The organism is Paenibacillus sp. FSL P2-0322, from assembly GCF_037975315.1.
Classification (GTDB): Bacteria; Bacillota; Bacilli; order Paenibacillales; family Paenibacillaceae; genus Paenibacillus; species Paenibacillus polymyxa_B.
In genome coordinates this window covers 1,112,278-1,128,062 of sequence record NZ_CP150243.1, presented here as the reverse complement: position 1 = coordinate 1,128,062, position 15,785 = coordinate 1,112,278, and the positions used below count along the sequence as shown (strand labels likewise).

Below are 15,785 nucleotides of genomic sequence, written 5' to 3'. Positions count from 1 at the left end.
CTATTGAACTTCGTTGCCCATTAGACGTCCTTGCATCTTCATCAGTCTCTCAAGAGCACCTTCTTCATCAATAGCCATATCGAACATTTGGTGAGCAAGCTGGAACCCTTGATCACTGACCAAGGCTTGTTTCCATGGACGGGATATAATTGAATGTGAGAGATGTCTCGTTGAACGTGGTGCCTGCATGATCATCTCCGCAAGTTCCCAAGCACGTGGAAGGAGCTTTTCGCGGGGGAGGACTTCACTAACTATGCCTAGGTCCAATGCGGTTTGACCATTGATATTCTTGCCAGTGTAAGCGTAATATGCTGCTTTCTTGAAACCTATCATGTTCTGCAGCGTGAGTAACATTCCATCTCCGGGAGGTGTGCCTCCCAGAAAATGAGGATCAAAAAAGTCCGCGTCTTCTGTACAAATAGTAATATCACAGAGAGTTGCGAGTTCACAATGCGTTCCCGGCCCATTGATCGCCCCTATTGTGGGGATGTCAATGCAGAATATCAAATTTTCAAGCAGTCTCAGCGATTCATGATACTGTTCGAGCTTCTTTTGCTTCGGCCAGTCCATAAATTTTGTATTCCAGACATCAGGGTTCCCTATTACCCATTTATCCCCTGTTCCAGAAATGATCATTACCTCGTTTTCAGGGTCACGGCCAATATCTGACCATGCATGGGACCATGCAGTATGGGCTTCCCAAGAATGTTGATACGGCCCTCCGTCGGTGTGCAACCGCACTTCAATTATTCCGTCACGACGGGTCATTAATAGAAAGTCTTTGTACTTCACCGAGTACTCTTCAAATTTTGTTGGTCCAATCATACGTCGCTCAGTCATTTCAATTCCTCCTAGTTTTGTTTAGATATTATCTATTACTTTCAAGCCAATCTCTGGCGAAAGCAGCGTATGCCGCAGCCCCTTTATAAAGTACCTCATCCGAGAACATCGTCTTTGGATGGTGCATAGGGTAACCATAACCTTCTTCGGTATTGCCTGCGTTAATAAACACTGAGGTACTTGGCACCGCTTGTGATACAAATGCGAAGTCTTCTGATCCCATTAATTTACCACCGGGTATCAATTGTGTTATACCGATAAAGGAACTGGCGCCAAAAGTGTTGGCAATAGTAGTTCTCATTTGATGGTTCAGCCCGCTTTCCGTTTTCACCTCAGGACAGCCCCTGGTATAAATCACATCCACCTTTGCATGAAAAGTTACTCCAATACCTGCAGAAATTTCGTGGATACGGGTTTCCATTTCATCCCGCAATGCGGCGTTAAATGTGCGTACGCTGCCTTTCATTCTGGCAGTATCGGGAATCACGTTGTTTGTACTTCCACCTTCCATCACTCCAATTGTAAGAACTGCACTCTCCATTGGCGAAATTTCACGGCTTACGATCCCCTGCAGCGCCAGATGAAGATGAGCAGCTACATTTAATGGGTCTACTGCGGCACTAGGCATCGCTCCATGTGCGCCCCTTCCGCGGATGATTACTTCGAACCAATCAGAAGAAGCTGAAATCGCTTCTCCGGCCTCAGGCACTACAAATTGCCCGGCAGGAATTGGCATTCCAGTCAACACGTGAAGCATCATGGCTGCATCCACTTTAGGATTTTCGAGAATCCCATTCTCAAGCATCATCTTTGCCCCGTGCAGAGTCTCTTCACCCGGCTGAAACATAAGCTTAACCGTCCCGCGAAGCTGCTCTTCGTTTGCCTTCAGGATCTCCGCAGCTCCCAACAGCATGGAAGTATGCAAGTCATGACCGCATGCATGCATGTTTCCATTCAACGACGCAAAAGAAATATCCGTTTCTTCTTGAATGGGCAGCCCATCCATATCCGCACGAATAAGAATCACCTTCCCGGCATGTTGTCCGCCGATCGTAACCGTTAGACCTGATTCTCCTACGGGAGTGGGCTTAAGACTCATCGACTCCAACACCTCTTTTACGTAGGCAGTTGTCCTGGGCAAACTTAAATCAAGTTCCGGAATCGCATGCAGATGATGCCTGTACATGACCAATTTTTCCTGCAGCTGATGGGCCATACTCAAAAAGTCTCCAGCTTCTTCAATCACAATGAACATCTCCCAAAACACAAATTGAATGAACGTAAGAACAGAGTAAACATCCCCCCCTTCTTATTTTAAGACTTTTTAAGAACAATTTTATCGTACTTTTAAATTTATTAAATGTAAAGAGAAAATAAGACATTTTAAGAACGCTTTTTTTTGGAGGCTACCGGAACATTGAAATATCACATTTATTGTGATATAACTCTTTTGATTGAACTGTTTATGAAAGGAATCTACCATGAAAATCAAGCTGGGTATTATCACGCCTGAGACCCATATGGACTATTTCCGCGCCATTGAAGAAGAAATGCGGTCGGTATGTCAGTTCCGTTTTCTTACGATCAACAACTTCCGGGAAACAAAAGACATATATCTTAAAAACTTAGGTTCGGTAGATGGATTTGTTATCAGTGGCAGGATGCTTTACGAGTCAATTGATAAGGAATGCTTGGATGAAAAAGTACCTATTCACATTTTGCAGGATAATGAAAACCTTCTATATAGGGAACTTTTCCGGCTACTGGTTACATATCCTGAGCTTGATATATCTAGGATCTATGTGGATTATGCGTATATTATCGATTCTTTCAGTGAATTCCAACAATACCTGACTCATGAGGGAAAGCCCATTAACAACGACGATCTGCTCGAACGGGTGGAAACAATGCTCGAAAACCATATCACTCTGTGGGAAGATAAGAAAATAGACCTGTCCATCACGGCGTTCGGCCACTTTGTTCCAGAACTCAAAAAGCACGGAGTCAGATATATCTTAATCCGGCCCACTTTGGAAAACGTTAAAGAGACCATAAGAGAGATCATCAACGAGATTACCATCCTCAAGCTTAAGAGTCAGAGGGCAGTTGTCGCATGCTTATCGACCAAAACGGCGGAACCGCCATCTGAAGAGCAGCTTCATGAGCTAAAGGTCCTTGTCGGCAGATTTCTGCGCAGCGTGAATCTGGCAGACACGGCCCAAATTTCGGAAGGCTTTGTCAGACTATACACCACCTATGGAAATTTCATGAAAATCACCTCTAACGCGCATAACTGCACCCTGCTGGAGTATCTGGAAGAGCGCATAAGCGACAAGGTGAAGATCGGGTGGGGCTCAGGGCATGAATATTTTCAAGCTAACATTAACGCCACCAAAGCTCACAGACAGGCGGAAGCCTTTACGGGCAGCTGCAGCTTTTTTATAAACGAGGATCAGAAGGTTATCGGCCCAATGCGGAGCATGAATGTCATACAGTTCTCTGAACAGGGGGACCCGGAAATCATCGCGTTAGCCAAAACTATCGGAATAAACAACATTAACTTGCAAAAAATCATGTCCTACGCAGAAATCATGAGAACAAATAAATTATCCTCTGAGGATGTTGCTCAATGCCTGTCCATGACCGTCAGAGGTGCAAACCGTATCCTTAACAAAATTGAAGAAAGTAAATACGTACAAACGGTATTTGAAAAACGAGACAACAGTAAAGGGCGACCAAAAAAATACTACGAACTGTTGTTTCTCGACAAAGAAGGGCGCAAATTAAGCAGATGACACGCATTGTTACGTTTGCCATTTCGACTTTAAATTAATGGCAAAAAAGGCACATTTTCAAAACTGAAAACGTGCCTTTTTTGCGCTTAAATTACCAAGTCAAATCACTTATGATCGATTCATTTAAACCCTATCTATCAGACAGCTCTCAAAACCCGCTTATCCCGTGAGACAGTCCCAACCGCGCCTGTTCGTTGAACAGCTTGTGGTTGAGTGATTACCACACCGTTACGTCAGAACTCCCACTACTTTGATACCCCTCTGTTGCTAACACCTGGTAAGACCAGCTATTCCCCAGATTCATTCCTTTGCTCGCCCATGCTTTCACGTGGTTGCTGAAAGTGATCGTGGAGTTACCCCCGGTCGGTCTCTTCGACTGTCGAACACTCCAGTACTGAATAAACGTCGTTTTTTCGCCTTCAATGGAAGGGGCGTCGTATCGCATTGTTGTGTAGATGTCATATGTGCCCCCATCACTGGTCACCGTACCTTTATACGTTCCGGTAGGTCGATAAGTCCCCCAGCTATCAACGACATAATATTCGATGAGTGAGTTTTTCGTCCACCCGTAGAGAGCCAAGTATCCATTACCGGACGGCGCCCAGACACCGGCATTGTAGTTAATCGTTCTGTTTGGCGATCCAGTAGTCCAGCCTTTCCCGACAACAAAATTCCCGGTATCCTTCCATGTTACGCTGTAATTACCGCCTGATCCATTAACAGCATTGACCGTCCCACCGCCATCGGTCCAATTTTGCCAATAGTCTGTCGCTGCACTTGAGGTTGTTGCAAACAACCCAAAACTCATGGAAGCTGCAAGAACTACCGTCATCATTTTCTTACTAAAATTAAACATAATCTACCTCCTAAAATTTTTGTGTTTGTCCCATACACCTGCTTGTTAGTTGATTCTGTTTGTAACACATCTCTTATCTGTGCATATCCCGTTTTTTTACTTTTACCTCCCTTATGTGTAAATTATAGAATGATAGCGTTTGCATATAAACCTAGCAAATTAAAGCTTTAACTCTATTATGTTTAGCTCTCTTTGAATTTTATAGAAGCCGTTGAAGGGTAATCGAGTTTCGTAACGTTGGAAGAAGGTCTTCGCTGCTTTTAATTATTCGAGCAATATGCGAATCTATTTTTATGTCGGATTTTTTAGATATTCATCTAATCGGAAACAATATAAGTTCTTGTCCCAAGCTGAAGACAAGAACTTATATCGTTAAAACCAAAAAGCTGCCAATGGCAACTGGGGTCAGTCCCGTCGGTTTCCCATATGGAGTTTTTCCAATGTCAATTTTAAGGAGTGCAATTCAGTATAAAAAAACTGGGGTTTGAGAGCGAAGGCATATTAAAAAAGGACAAAATTCTGTCCGATGGTAATTACCTCAACACAGTTATGATGGGACGACTTAATGAATAATTCCAGCAAAAAACCTCCTGTGAATCATCACGGGAGCTTTTTTTGCTGTGCATGTTATGCCTTTTTACCTGTAACGTTTAGGATTATCTGTCTGATCAAGAATAAAGTCGATACTCACCTTGTGGAAATCTGCCAATTTGATTAAGACCACACTTGGGACGTCCAGATTCCCATTTTCATATCGGGAATAGGTTGTTTGTGAGATACCTAAAAAGTCGGCCATGCTCTGTTGTGTTAAGTCTTTGTCCTCACGTAAATTGCGAATTCTCTTATACACTGCTCATCACCCAAGCAAAGTTTACTCCATGCGAAAACTGCATATTGATTTTTATGCGTTTTTCGCATAAAAATTATTTATCTTCAACTTTACCTTGAAATCTTGAGTTGTCCCTTCATATGCAAAAGCTCTTAATGGGGACAGACGGATTCTCCTAAATTCGTTTTATTAAAGTGTATATTTCCCAACGAAGCATATAACAGAATATTGAAATATAGCTCCTGCGGTCATCATAGAGCTTTATTTTGCATGCTATTCTTTTTACCGGTACAACGTTCAGGATCATCTGTCTGACCAAGAATAAAGTCGATACTTACCTTGTGGAAATCTGCCAATTTGATTAAGACGACACTGGGAACGTCCAAGGTCCCATTTTCATATCGAGAGTAGGTCGTTTGTGAGATATGTAATAATTCAGCCATGGTCTGTTGTGTTAAGTCTTTGTCCTCACGTAAATCGCGAATTCTCTTATACATTGCTCATCACCCAAGCAAAGTTTACTCCATGCGAAAACTGCATATTGATTTTTATGCGTTTTTCGCATAAATTTATTTAAAGAGTATAACAAGTGGAATAAGAACGGAGTGGGCGGAATGGTGCTGTACAAGCGATAGCGTTCGCCTTTGTGGCCGGATTTCAACCTTCTTAGCTTGATTAAGAAATCCGGGCACAACAGCGATGGGAAGCACCATCCGACCGCGTAGTGGCGCCGTATGTACATCTTTAGCTCAACTTATATAAATAATCAGTATTCATAAGGAGGCATGATGAAAATGATTTTGGAGGATATGTATTATGGGAATTGGCGTCCCAGTGAACAGATAAATTCAACCGACCCTGAATCTCAAAAAGTGAATCAAAAAATTAGTGATCTCATGGAGATGTTGAAAAGCAAATTACCAGCAGTCGAGTTTGAGTCAATTGAAGTCATGTTTGATTTATTAAGCGAGTCAACTTCCCTGCACTCCGCAGCAGCATTCATTCACGGGTACCGGGCGGGGGCATTAACGATGATTGAAGTATTTAGCGAGGACAAAGAAATTGTTGATCGTAATAGATAGATGATGGAGGAGTTATGGTGGTGAACCCGCTACGCATGCAAATTACCCGTTCCGATCGCTGTTATCCCTAGATTTTTCCTCAATAAATATAAATTTAAAGGTAATATCCGGGGATAACAAAACGAATGGAGGGGCTCACTAGCCTCTGCCTGCGCCCCCCAGCGCATTCATCAAGAACTCGTAAATTTCCAGTTCGTTGATTTTATCGCCATCGGTCACTATGTTATGCTGAACTTGCAGTCCGTTCTTGAACACGGTGAACATCCGAGCTGTCCTGTCCGCATCGATTGAAATAGGGATAGCTCCATTCTGCTGTCCGACTTCGATCCACGTTTTGGCAGTGAGGATAGATGCTTCATGATAACGTTTCAGAATTCCTGCCACGGCGGGCTTATCCTGTTGGCTGAGTAGATAGATAAAAATCAGGCTGGTAGCGCTGTCCCCACTGCCGATGTTACGAAGCCGTTCAGTTAAGGTGTTAAGCGGGGACTTGATTCCTTCTGGTCCTGCGGGAGTCCGGGCGACAGATTCAAAAAAACGCTGATTGGTTTTCTCCATTCCCGCCTCCAGAATCATACCGAACAATTCATCTTTGCTTTTGACATAATGGTAAATGGCTCCTTTAGTCAGTCCGCTGCGATCCGCAATATCCTGTAGTGTCGTCGCCCGACAGCCTTTCTCCATAATCATCTCTTCGGCAATCTCAAGCAGCTTTTTTAGACTGTCGTTCATCGCTTTGTCTTGCATAATCTTTTACCTCCCGGTTGTCTGTCTTTTTATTCGTTTAATGAAACCAATATTCCACCAGATCGTCAAACCAATAAGCCCGTAGGTGAAGAACGGCGATACGACCAGAAAGGTCGGTATCGACAGCGAATATACCAGCACAACTTTGATGAAGGCTTCCAGCAACAGGCTGAGTCCCCACACCGCCGTTATCAGGCGGAAATTAAAGCGATAGCGCGGAATTTTCTCCCATTTATCGTTCATCTGTGGATTATGGCCTGTGAATCTTTCGGCAAAATAATAAATTAATGGTCTGCTAAAAAACAGCGAACCTAGAAACACCACCCCCATAATACCAGTCACATAAGACTCCCGCAGCAAAATGAAGCGTTCATCACCGCCCAAGAGAACAGCAACAACACTAAGAATTAGGCCGAGAAAAATGAATCCGGAGAAAGCATCTGCTTTACGGGTCCGTATAAGGCTGTAGATCGAGTCGCATAGCGGTACAAGTGCAGCGATGGACAGAGCTATCAGACTGCTTGTGTGTGGAATTAATAGACGATAAGCCAAATAAGGCAATACGAGGTTGATGATTAACGTAAAGATGATTTCGTTGCGAGATTTATTCATGATCGACTCGCCCTCTCATCATTTAAAACCTACCTTCGGTAGGTATGTAAAGATTAAAAAATATTAATCTCTATCCTATATACCAGTTAAGGATTTCTCCCCCTCACTAAGTTAGCTGTACACGCGCTTAAATCTACATATTGCCCAAATGTGGTTACACAGTTCACATCCCTGCAACTACAAAAAGGGAGATGGCACTGGCCATCTCCCTCTCTTATTCTAACTCCACATTACTTGCTTAAAAACATATTGCTTGCCAGATGGTCAGTGAGCGGAGCGGGCAGAATTGTTCTGAAGATGCGGAGCGTTCGCCTTTATCCCCGGATTTTCACCTTTAAATTTCTATTCCAATGAAAAAATCCGGGGATAACAGCGATCGGAAGAACAATCTGCACGCGCAGCGCCTCCCCGACACACACCCAACAAGCAACTATATTTTTAATCCCCCACCCGATTCAAAAACACCTTCGTCCGTTCCAGTTGCGGATTGTTGAAAATCTGCTCTGGTGTACCGGATTCTGCAATTTCTCCATTATCCATAAAAATGACACGATCCGCCACATCTCTCGCAAAGTTCATCTCGTGGGTCACGATGACCATCGTCATATGTTCCTCAGCCAGCTTTTTGATAACCCGCAGCACCTCACCCGTCAGCTCGGGATCAAGAGCCGAGGTCGGCTCATCAAACAGTAAAATATCAGGGTTCATCATCATTGCCCGGGCAATCGCCACACGCTGCTTCTGTCCTCCCGACAGTCGGGATGGATACGCATCTGCTTTATCTGCCAATCCGACTTTAGCCAGCAACTCAGCGCTTTGGCGACGCAGTTCAGCCTTGCTCACCTTTTTCACCAGCTTCGGAGCCAGCTCCAGATTATCCTGCACCGTCAAGTGAGGGAACAGATTAAAATGCTGGAACACCATGCCCATCCCGGTAGTAATGCCCTTAATATCACCTGCTGGAGCGTACTGACCGTTTTCCACCAGTGCTTTATCATGAATGCGGATCGTCCCGCCCGTCACATCTTCCAGGTGCACCAAACTACGGAGCATGGTACTTTTTCCTGAACCTGAAGGACCAATGACGGCTACAACCTCGCCCGCTTTAACGTTAAAGCTCACTCTTTTCAGAACGTCGAGCTTGCCGAACGATTTTTTCAAATCGGTAACTTCTATTGCATTAGTATTCATATCTCGACATTCCTTTTACTCGAATTTAAAACGTTTTTCCAGCGCCCTGAAGAATAGCGTCAGCACCAAAGCTAACAACAAATAAATAACCGCCGCTACAACATAAGGTACAATCGAGAAATCACGGTTTACAGCCGTATTGGCAAAATGCAGCAGTTCCGGTACCGCTACTGCATACAGTAGTGCCGTATCTTTTACCAGTGTTGTCGCCTCATTGGTTACCGCAGGCAAAGCAATCCGTACCATTTGCGGCACAATGACTCTAATCAGCGTCTGCGACTTGCTCAAGCCCAGCACTTGCGAAGCCTCGTATTGCCCTTTATCAATCGACAACATCCCGCCTCTGAAAATTTCTGCAAAATAAGCTGCATAATTCAGTACAAATGCCAGTACCGCAGCCGTTGTCCGGTCCAATACTAGATACTCCCCAATGACAGGCAACATCGGCAGACCAAAACAAAAGAACAATAATTGCAGCAATAGCGGCGTGCCGCGTATAACATAAATGTACGTATGCATCAGCCAGGCGATTGGCTTAATCCGGCTTTTGGCCAGCAACGTAACGATAAAACCCAATGGAATAGACAAGATGAGCGTGATGAAAAATAAAATAACCGTCATCTGTGCCCCTTCAAGCATAGGCTTCATAATTCGTAAAATATATTCCATACTCATGACCTTCGACTCCTAAACCCTTAGTTCAATACACTACGTATTAATTTAATACTTTATCTTCACCAAACCACTTTTTCGAAATTTCAGCAGCTTTTCCGTTCTTGTGCAGCTCATCCAAAGCGGATTGCAGCTGCGTCAACAGCTCTTCATTTCCTTTTTTCACGCCGATGCCGTATTCCTCAGGGGCCAAAGATTCATCAAGCAGCTTATACGTCCCTTGTTCCTTTGACATATAATACTTGGCAACAACTTCATCAATGACAACCGCATCCAGACGTCCGGTTTTCAAGTCTGTCAAAGCGAGAACATTATCCGGGAACTCGGACACTTGCTTCAATTTACTTTTGATCGGATTTGCATCCAATGCATCGGCTGCTGAAGACAGCGTCTGGAGTCCGACCGTTTTGCCCGTCAGATCAGCCAGCTTGGATAGACTGGAAGTAGCCGGAATGACAATCACCTGACTGTTTTTCAGATATGGCTTCGTGAACAGCACTTTTTCCTTACGCTCATCCGTAATGGTGTATCCATTCCAAATGAGATCAATACGTCCGCTGTTCAGCTCGGATTCTTTGGCAGACCAGTCAATCGGCTGAAATTCCACCTGTTTACCCATTTGTTCCCCGGCCGCTTTTGCATAATCAATATCAAAGCCGGTCAGCTCGTTATTTTCATCTCTAAAGCCCATCGGGGCGAATTTATCATCAATTCCAATAATCAATTTACTGTCATCCTTACCGCCGGAACATCCGGCCAACACGATCATCATCAATCCAATTAACATCGTAAACATGGCTGCTTTTCTCATCTTATTCCCCTCCAACAATGGTGACCCCCGTATCCAAGAACAGGTGGCAAACGCTTTAGTTCGTTAACACGTTATCAGAGTATCATCATAACACACCGCAGGATACTCGTCGAGAGGAATGAGCGGAATCTTAGCCTCATATAAATGGAAAACCTGTGACGAAAATTTGACCTGTGTTCTATAATGTAAAACCTTACCTTGACATGTCACCTAAACCGTCTTATTATTTCCTAGTATTCTTATATACTTTTATTTATTTTAAAATTTCAGCAGCAATAGTATGTAAATCAGCTTGATAGACAGGAGAAATAAAGCCCCATGTACATTTTAAAGCGTCTTTTTACGATGTTCATAACGTTGTGGATTATCGTCACTTTAACGTTTATCATCATGCACATCATTCCGGGTGATCCATTCTCGAACGATTCCAAAACGATTCCGGAAGCGGTATTGCAAAACATGCGTGCCAGGTACAATCTGGACAAGCCGCTCGCTGTGCAGTATGTGCTGTATCTAAAAAATCTGCTAGTGCTGGATATGGGCCCGTCTATTCAATCGAAAACGACGGACGTCAATATGCTTATCGCCCGAGGTTTTCCACCTTCTGCATTGCTGGGTATTCAATCCATCGTGGTCGCGATTATTGCCGGTATTTCGCTCGGAACGCTGGCTGCTCTACACCATAATCGACCACTGGATTATATCTCGATGTTTATCGCCATTGTTGGTATTTCCGTACCCAGCTTCATATTGGCACCGCTGTTAATCAAGTATGTTGCCGTCCAATGGCACCTGCTTCCGGTCGCCTCATGGGGAACCTGGCAGCATACGGTGCTTCCGTCGCTGGCTCTCGCTGTTTCACCGCTTGCCGTTATCGCCCGCTTTATGCGGACGAGTATGCTGGAAGTTATGCATGAGGAGTACATACGCACTGCCAAAGCAAAAGGGTTGTCCTCTTGGGCAGTAGTCATTCGTCACGGATTACGCAACGCGTTGATTCCGGTGCTGTCCTTTATCGGACCGTTATTCGCTTCCGTTATTACAGGTACCTTTGTCGTTGAAAAAATATTCGCCATTCCCGGCATCGGTAAATACTTCGTAGACAGTATCTTTAACCGGGATTATCCAGTGATTATGGGGACGACCATTTTCTATAGTGCCATTCTGGTCGTTACTTTATTTTTAATTGATATATCCTATCGCCTTGTCGATCCGCGAATCAAATTAGACAGCAAAGGAGATTAACATGAAAGCAGCACCTACTGTCGAAAAGGACAGCCTGTTTAGTCTTGTAGACCGCAGCCAGATCCCCACCCCCACGTTGACCAGACCCAAAGAATCACCCTGGCGGGATCGGCTACGCAGACTTTTTAACAACAAGCTTGCTCTGTTGGGGCTTTCCCTACTTATCATTATTATTGTGCTGGCGATTATTGGACCTTCCATGGTTCCTTATGCACCCAGTGATCAATCCCTTTTGAAGACGAATCTTTCTCCTTCGGGAGAGCACTGGTTTGGCACGGATGATCTGGGGAGGGACGTATGGGCACGGACATGGGCCGGGGCTAGAATTTCACTCATGATCGGCTTTGCCGCTGCCGCCATTGATTTGGTGCTTGGCATTCTCGTCGGCTGTGTTGCTGGCTATTGTGCTGGGCACGGTAAAACGGGCGACCGGATCGACAGCATTCTCATGCGTATTATTGAAATTTTGTATAGTATTCCTTATCTGCTGGTCATCATTCTGCTGCTCGTCATTATGAAGCCAGGCCTACTCACGATGATTATTGCATTATCTATTACTGGCTGGGTCGGTATGGCCCGTGTAGTGCGTGGGCAAATCTTACAGCTGAAGCAGCAAGAATATGTGTTAGCAGCCCGCAGCTTGGGGACATCTCATTCACGTATTATCTTCAGACATTTGCTACCGAACGCAGCGGCAATCATTATTGTAAATTTGACGTTCACTATTCCGTCGGCTATTTTTGCCGAATCGTTCCTGAGCTTTCTCGGTCTGGGGATTCAGTCTCCTTCGGCCAGCTGGGGGACGATGGCTAACGATTCACTTGGCGTTATTTTAAGCGGTCAATGGTGGCGCCTATTTTTCCCCGGGCTGATGATATCGCTCACCATGCTGGCGTTCAATACACTTGGAGATGGACTTCAGGATGCACTTGACCCGCGCTCACAACATTAACAACAGAGAGATCCAAATTGGACAAGGAGGGGTGTCACCATGATCCGCAGCTTCTCGCCTAACCGCAGGAAAAACGGCAGTTCCTTTATCGAAGTGCGCACACGCGGCATACCTGCGGGAAAGGAGGATGAATAAATCCCGGTACGTATACCTTATTTTTGGCATAACTAATCACAGTAATGGAGGAAAACCACGATGAAAAAAATGCATTGGATGACGATCATCTTACTTTTGGCCGTAACGGCTTTGGCTGGATGCTCGGGTACTTCGGACAAAACAGCAAGCAACGACCCGTCCGCTACGCCTCAAGCAGATATCCCGCAAGAAATTACTGCCAATCTGGCAGGTGGGGAGCCTTATACGCTAGACCCTGCTTTCGCATCAGATACAACGTCCTACTTTGTGATTGATAACTTGTATGAAGGGCTGTATACATACGATAAGGCCGGTAAAATCGTAGAAGGCGCTGCCAGCAAAGTAGATGTATCTCCTGACGGCAAAACCTACACCTTTACTATCCGTGATGATGCAAAATGGTCGAATGGTGACCCACTGACAGCTAAGGATTTTGAATACTCCTGGAAACGGGTACTGAATCCGAAAACAGCTGCCTACGATCCTTCTGCCCTCTACTACATCAAAGGTGCCGAAGCGTACAACACAGGCAAAGGTAAAATTGAAGACGTGGGAGTTACAGCCAAAGATGATAAAACTCTTGTAGTTGAGCTGAAATCGCCGCTGAGCTTCTTCCCAACGATCGCAGTGGGTCATGCCTATCTGCCAGTAAACCAATCGGTTGTTGAGAAAAATGACAAATGGGCAGCAGAAGCGGGCACAATTGTCGGCAACGGTGCGTATGTAGCCAAGGAATGGAAACATAACGAGCAAATTACGCTGGCTAAAAACGATCAATTCTGGAACAAAGATGCCATTACGATGGCAACGATTAATTTTAAAATGGTTCAAGACTCCACAACTTATTATCAAATGTATAAAACGGGCGATCTGGATCTGATTTTGAGCCTTCCCGTGGATACACTGGATCAGGAAAAGAGCAACAAGGAATTCCTGTCGCATCCATCTTTCAGTGTGTACACCTATTCTTTTAACGTAAAACAAAAGCCGTTTGACAATAAAAAAATCAGACAGGCCATCGCCTACGCGATTGACCGCGAAGCACTGGCTACCAGCGTAACCAAAGGTGGCGAAACTCCGGCTTACGGCTATGTTCCATACGGAACAACAACGCCATCCGGCAAAGACTTCCGTGATGAAGCACCGAAAAAATACTATGAGTTTGACGCTGCAAAAGCGAAACAATCGCTGGCCGAAGGTCTGAAAGAAGAAGGTTTGACCAAGCTGCCACCGATCACCTTCAAATACAACACTTCGGACAAGCATAAAAAAGTAGCTGAAGCGATTCAGGAAATGCTGAAAACAAACCTGGGTGTTGAAGTGACGCTGGAGAATCAGGAATGGAAAACGTACATTGATACCTTTAAACAGAAGAACTTCCAGATCGCCCGTATGGGCTGGGAAGGAAACTTCCTGGATCCACTCGGCGTATTGGGGCATTATACTTCCAAAAATTCGAACAACTTTACCAACTGGAGCAACCCGGAGTATGACAAACTGATCGAATCCTCAACCTTTGAGCTTGATCCGGCAAAACGCTTTGAACAGCTCCATCAGGCAGAAGACGTATTGATGGAAGATCTGCCGATTATTCCGATCCAGTTCTCTGCGGACACGGCATTAATCAGTCCTAAGATTCAAGGTATCGTATTTGATGCTCGTTCGAACCCAGACCTGCGCTTTGCGAAACGGGTCGAAAAATAATGATTTTACGTTTCGGGATCTCTGCCCTGATTGTCGGTACTTTAGGAATTCTGTACGCCACACCCCATCTCTTGTATGGTCGTGAAAACATGGCTACTGCAAATCTGCTATTCCTGTTGGGGTTGCTGGGCTTGGTGATCGGTGCAATCTTCCACGTTCTGCAAAGCGGTTTTCTAACCCTCTTCCTGCGGGGATTTGCCGACATCAGACAGTTGTTCATTCGTCAATCCAAGGCATTACGAGAGGAAAATGAGCGTTTGCGTTCCGATGAATCTCTGTCAGCCTGGAAAACATCCATGTTCCGCCATCTCAAGGTATACACTTCGGGGTGCGGGACAGGGCTTATACTTTGCTCGATGATATTAATGGGGATAAGCTAGTTAGGTGTATGAAAGCTTTCTCGCGGTTGGTGGGCGCTGCGCGTGCAGATTGTTCTTCCGATCGCGAACGCTACGCTTCTTCAGAACAATTCTGCCCGCTCCGCTGGCAACCGCCGTAGAGCTTCCATACGTTTTAGAGGTGTGAAAATGAAAAGAGAGAGTTTCGCAAAGCGTTTGCTAGCGGAACTCTCTCTTTTTGCATTTTTTATATTAAACTTTGAAAAGGGCTCATACTACAATACTTAGTAGCCTTAATAAATATGCTTTTCCTTGGCTTCTTGCAGCCATAACGGGAACTCGTTAAGCAATAGTTCGTACAATTCATTGTCTTCCATAGATTCGATATCTTGAATTTGAAAGAAGTTAGCGTTATCTACCACACGGCCTTCTATGTTGTCCAGCTTCTTTAATACGCCAAAATCGGACTCACCCACACCGATAAATTGCCAGAAAATCGGCTCTCCTGACGAATCAATGACTGCGTTATCGATATTATCTCCTTTTCCACGCTTCACACCGCCATCATTAATAAAAATAACAAAGGCCGGATCAGAAGAGGGTTCTTCCTTGGTGTATTTGGCGATGACATCGCGCATCACAGGCGGCTCATCATTACGACCGAACTTGGGCAAATAATCATTGGACAGAATATGTCTTTCAACATAGTTGTCAACGTCATTTTCGGTAACGGACGGCAAACGTGAAAAACGGTGATCATACACCCATACGTCCAGTACACCATCATCATCCAAAGAACTCGCTACTGCAACAATTCGTTCCAACACCTTTTGAACGGTACCATTTTTGTACAAACTTCTCATAGATCCTGAAATATCGAGCACCAATCCAACTCTCGCAGTCACATTTGTTAGATTCTTTTTAGTCAGTACCAGTTGCGCATTCTTTTTAAGTAAAGAAATACCGCTCATGTTCC

General features: G+C 44.7%; 17 protein-coding genes and 1 pseudogene. 7 read left to right on the top strand and 11 right to left on the bottom strand.

Going from position 1 to position 15,785, the window contains the following annotated elements:
• Together MKY24_RS05135 and MKY24_RS05130 are read right to left on the bottom strand one after the other, a co-directional pair.
• A complete protein-coding gene (locus MKY24_RS05135; RefSeq protein ID WP_023987222.1) occupies positions 1 to 840 on the bottom strand; it encodes an enoyl-CoA hydratase/isomerase family protein in 840 nt (279 codons plus the stop codon).
• A 28-nt stretch (positions 841 to 868) separates the two neighbouring features.
• Complete coding sequence (locus tag MKY24_RS05130) at positions 869 to 2,107, bottom strand: M20 family metallopeptidase (protein ID WP_233903838.1); 1,239 nt, start codon at positions 2,105 to 2,107, stop codon at positions 869 to 871.
• 214 nt (positions 2,108 to 2,321) lie between these two features.
• Between MKY24_RS05130 and MKY24_RS05125 the strand changes: the two genes are divergently transcribed.
• Entirely contained in the window at positions 2,322 to 3,635 is a 1,314-nt protein-coding gene (locus MKY24_RS05125; protein WP_023987220.1) for a hypothetical protein, read from the top strand.
• A 217-nt stretch (positions 3,636 to 3,852) separates the two neighbouring features.
• On the opposite strand, the gene MKY24_RS05120 is transcribed toward MKY24_RS05125, so the two are convergent.
• A complete protein-coding gene (locus MKY24_RS05120; protein WP_023987219.1) occupies positions 3,853 to 4,491 on the bottom strand; it encodes a glycoside hydrolase family 11 protein in 639 nt (212 codons plus the stop codon).
• A gap of 471 nt (positions 4,492 to 4,962) precedes the next feature.
• Between MKY24_RS05120 and MKY24_RS05115 the strand changes: the two are divergent.
• Positions 4,963 to 5,064, top strand: a pseudogene (locus tag MKY24_RS05115) (GNAT family N-acetyltransferase); the annotation flags it as partial.
• Positions 5,065 to 5,128: 64 nt separating this feature from the next.
• Here MKY24_RS05115 and MKY24_RS05110 read toward each other — a convergent pair.
• Both MKY24_RS05110 and MKY24_RS05105 read right to left on the bottom strand, forming a co-directional pair.
• Complete coding sequence (locus MKY24_RS05110; RefSeq protein WP_023987218.1) at positions 5,129 to 5,341, bottom strand: helix-turn-helix transcriptional regulator; 213 nt, start codon at positions 5,339 to 5,341, stop codon at positions 5,129 to 5,131.
• A 230-nt stretch (positions 5,342 to 5,571) separates the two neighbouring features.
• Positions 5,572 to 5,817 carry a helix-turn-helix transcriptional regulator gene (locus tag MKY24_RS05105; protein WP_023987217.1) on the bottom strand — a complete coding sequence of 82 codons (246 nt, stop codon included), beginning with the start codon at positions 5,815 to 5,817 and terminating at the stop codon, positions 5,572 to 5,574.
• 297 nt (positions 5,818 to 6,114) lie between these two features.
• Here MKY24_RS05105 and MKY24_RS05100 point away from each other — a divergent pair, with 297 nt between their 5' ends.
• Positions 6,115 to 6,402: a DUF6809 family protein gene (locus MKY24_RS05100; protein WP_023987216.1), complete on the top strand. Its 288-nt coding sequence runs from the start codon at positions 6,115 to 6,117 to the stop codon at positions 6,400 to 6,402.
• 138 nt (positions 6,403 to 6,540) lie between these two features.
• On the opposite strand, the gene MKY24_RS05095 is transcribed toward MKY24_RS05100, so the two are convergent.
• The 5 genes from MKY24_RS05095 to MKY24_RS05075 form a co-directional block, all read right to left on the bottom strand.
• Entirely contained in the window at positions 6,541 to 7,149 is a 609-nt protein-coding gene (locus tag MKY24_RS05095; protein WP_023987215.1) for a TetR/AcrR family transcriptional regulator, read from the bottom strand.
• A gap of 6 nt (positions 7,150 to 7,155) precedes the next feature.
• On the bottom strand, positions 7,156 to 7,761 hold the full coding sequence (locus tag MKY24_RS05090) for a VC0807 family protein (protein WP_339201512.1): 606 nt from the start codon (positions 7,759 to 7,761) through the stop codon (positions 7,156 to 7,158).
• Positions 7,762 to 8,199: 438 nt separating this feature from the next.
• A complete protein-coding gene (locus tag MKY24_RS05085) occupies positions 8,200 to 8,952 on the bottom strand; it encodes an amino acid ABC transporter ATP-binding protein (protein WP_028542079.1) in 753 nt (250 codons plus the stop codon).
• Between the two features lie 15 nt (positions 8,953 to 8,967).
• Positions 8,968 to 9,627, bottom strand: a complete 660-nt coding sequence (locus tag MKY24_RS05080) for an amino acid ABC transporter permease (RefSeq protein ID WP_023987212.1) — start codon at positions 9,625 to 9,627, stop codon at positions 8,968 to 8,970.
• Between the two features lie 40 nt (positions 9,628 to 9,667).
• A complete protein-coding gene (locus tag MKY24_RS05075) occupies positions 9,668 to 10,435 on the bottom strand; it encodes an amino acid ABC transporter substrate-binding protein (protein WP_028542078.1) in 768 nt (255 codons plus the stop codon).
• 318 nt (positions 10,436 to 10,753) lie between these two features.
• Between MKY24_RS05075 and MKY24_RS05070 the strand changes: the two genes are divergently transcribed.
• The 4 genes from MKY24_RS05070 to MKY24_RS05055 all read left to right on the top strand — a co-directional run bounded on the left by MKY24_RS05070 (position 10,754) and on the right by MKY24_RS05055 (position 14,851).
• Positions 10,754 to 11,680, top strand: coding sequence for an ABC transporter permease (locus MKY24_RS05070; protein WP_023987210.1), 927 nt, complete (start codon positions 10,754 to 10,756; stop codon positions 11,678 to 11,680).
• Position 11,681: 1 nt separating this feature from the next.
• Entirely contained in the window at positions 11,682 to 12,632 is a 951-nt protein-coding gene (locus tag MKY24_RS05065; RefSeq protein ID WP_023987209.1) for an ABC transporter permease, read from the top strand.
• A 195-nt stretch (positions 12,633 to 12,827) separates the two neighbouring features.
• On the top strand, positions 12,828 to 14,471 hold the full coding sequence (locus tag MKY24_RS05060; protein ID WP_339201511.1) for a peptide ABC transporter substrate-binding protein: 1,644 nt from the start codon (positions 12,828 to 12,830) through the stop codon (positions 14,469 to 14,471).
• Positions 14,471 to 14,851, top strand: coding sequence for a DUF3899 domain-containing protein (locus MKY24_RS05055; protein ID WP_028542076.1), 381 nt, complete (start codon positions 14,471 to 14,473; stop codon positions 14,849 to 14,851). Before MKY24_RS05060 ends, MKY24_RS05055 begins: the two co-directional genes overlap by 1 nt.
• A 251-nt stretch (positions 14,852 to 15,102) precedes the next feature.
• On the opposite strand, the gene MKY24_RS05050 is transcribed toward MKY24_RS05055, so the two are convergent.
• Positions 15,103 to 15,780, bottom strand: coding sequence for a VWA domain-containing protein (locus MKY24_RS05050; protein WP_071559138.1), 678 nt, complete (start codon positions 15,778 to 15,780; stop codon positions 15,103 to 15,105).
• Positions 15,781 to 15,785: the final 5 nt, after the last annotated feature.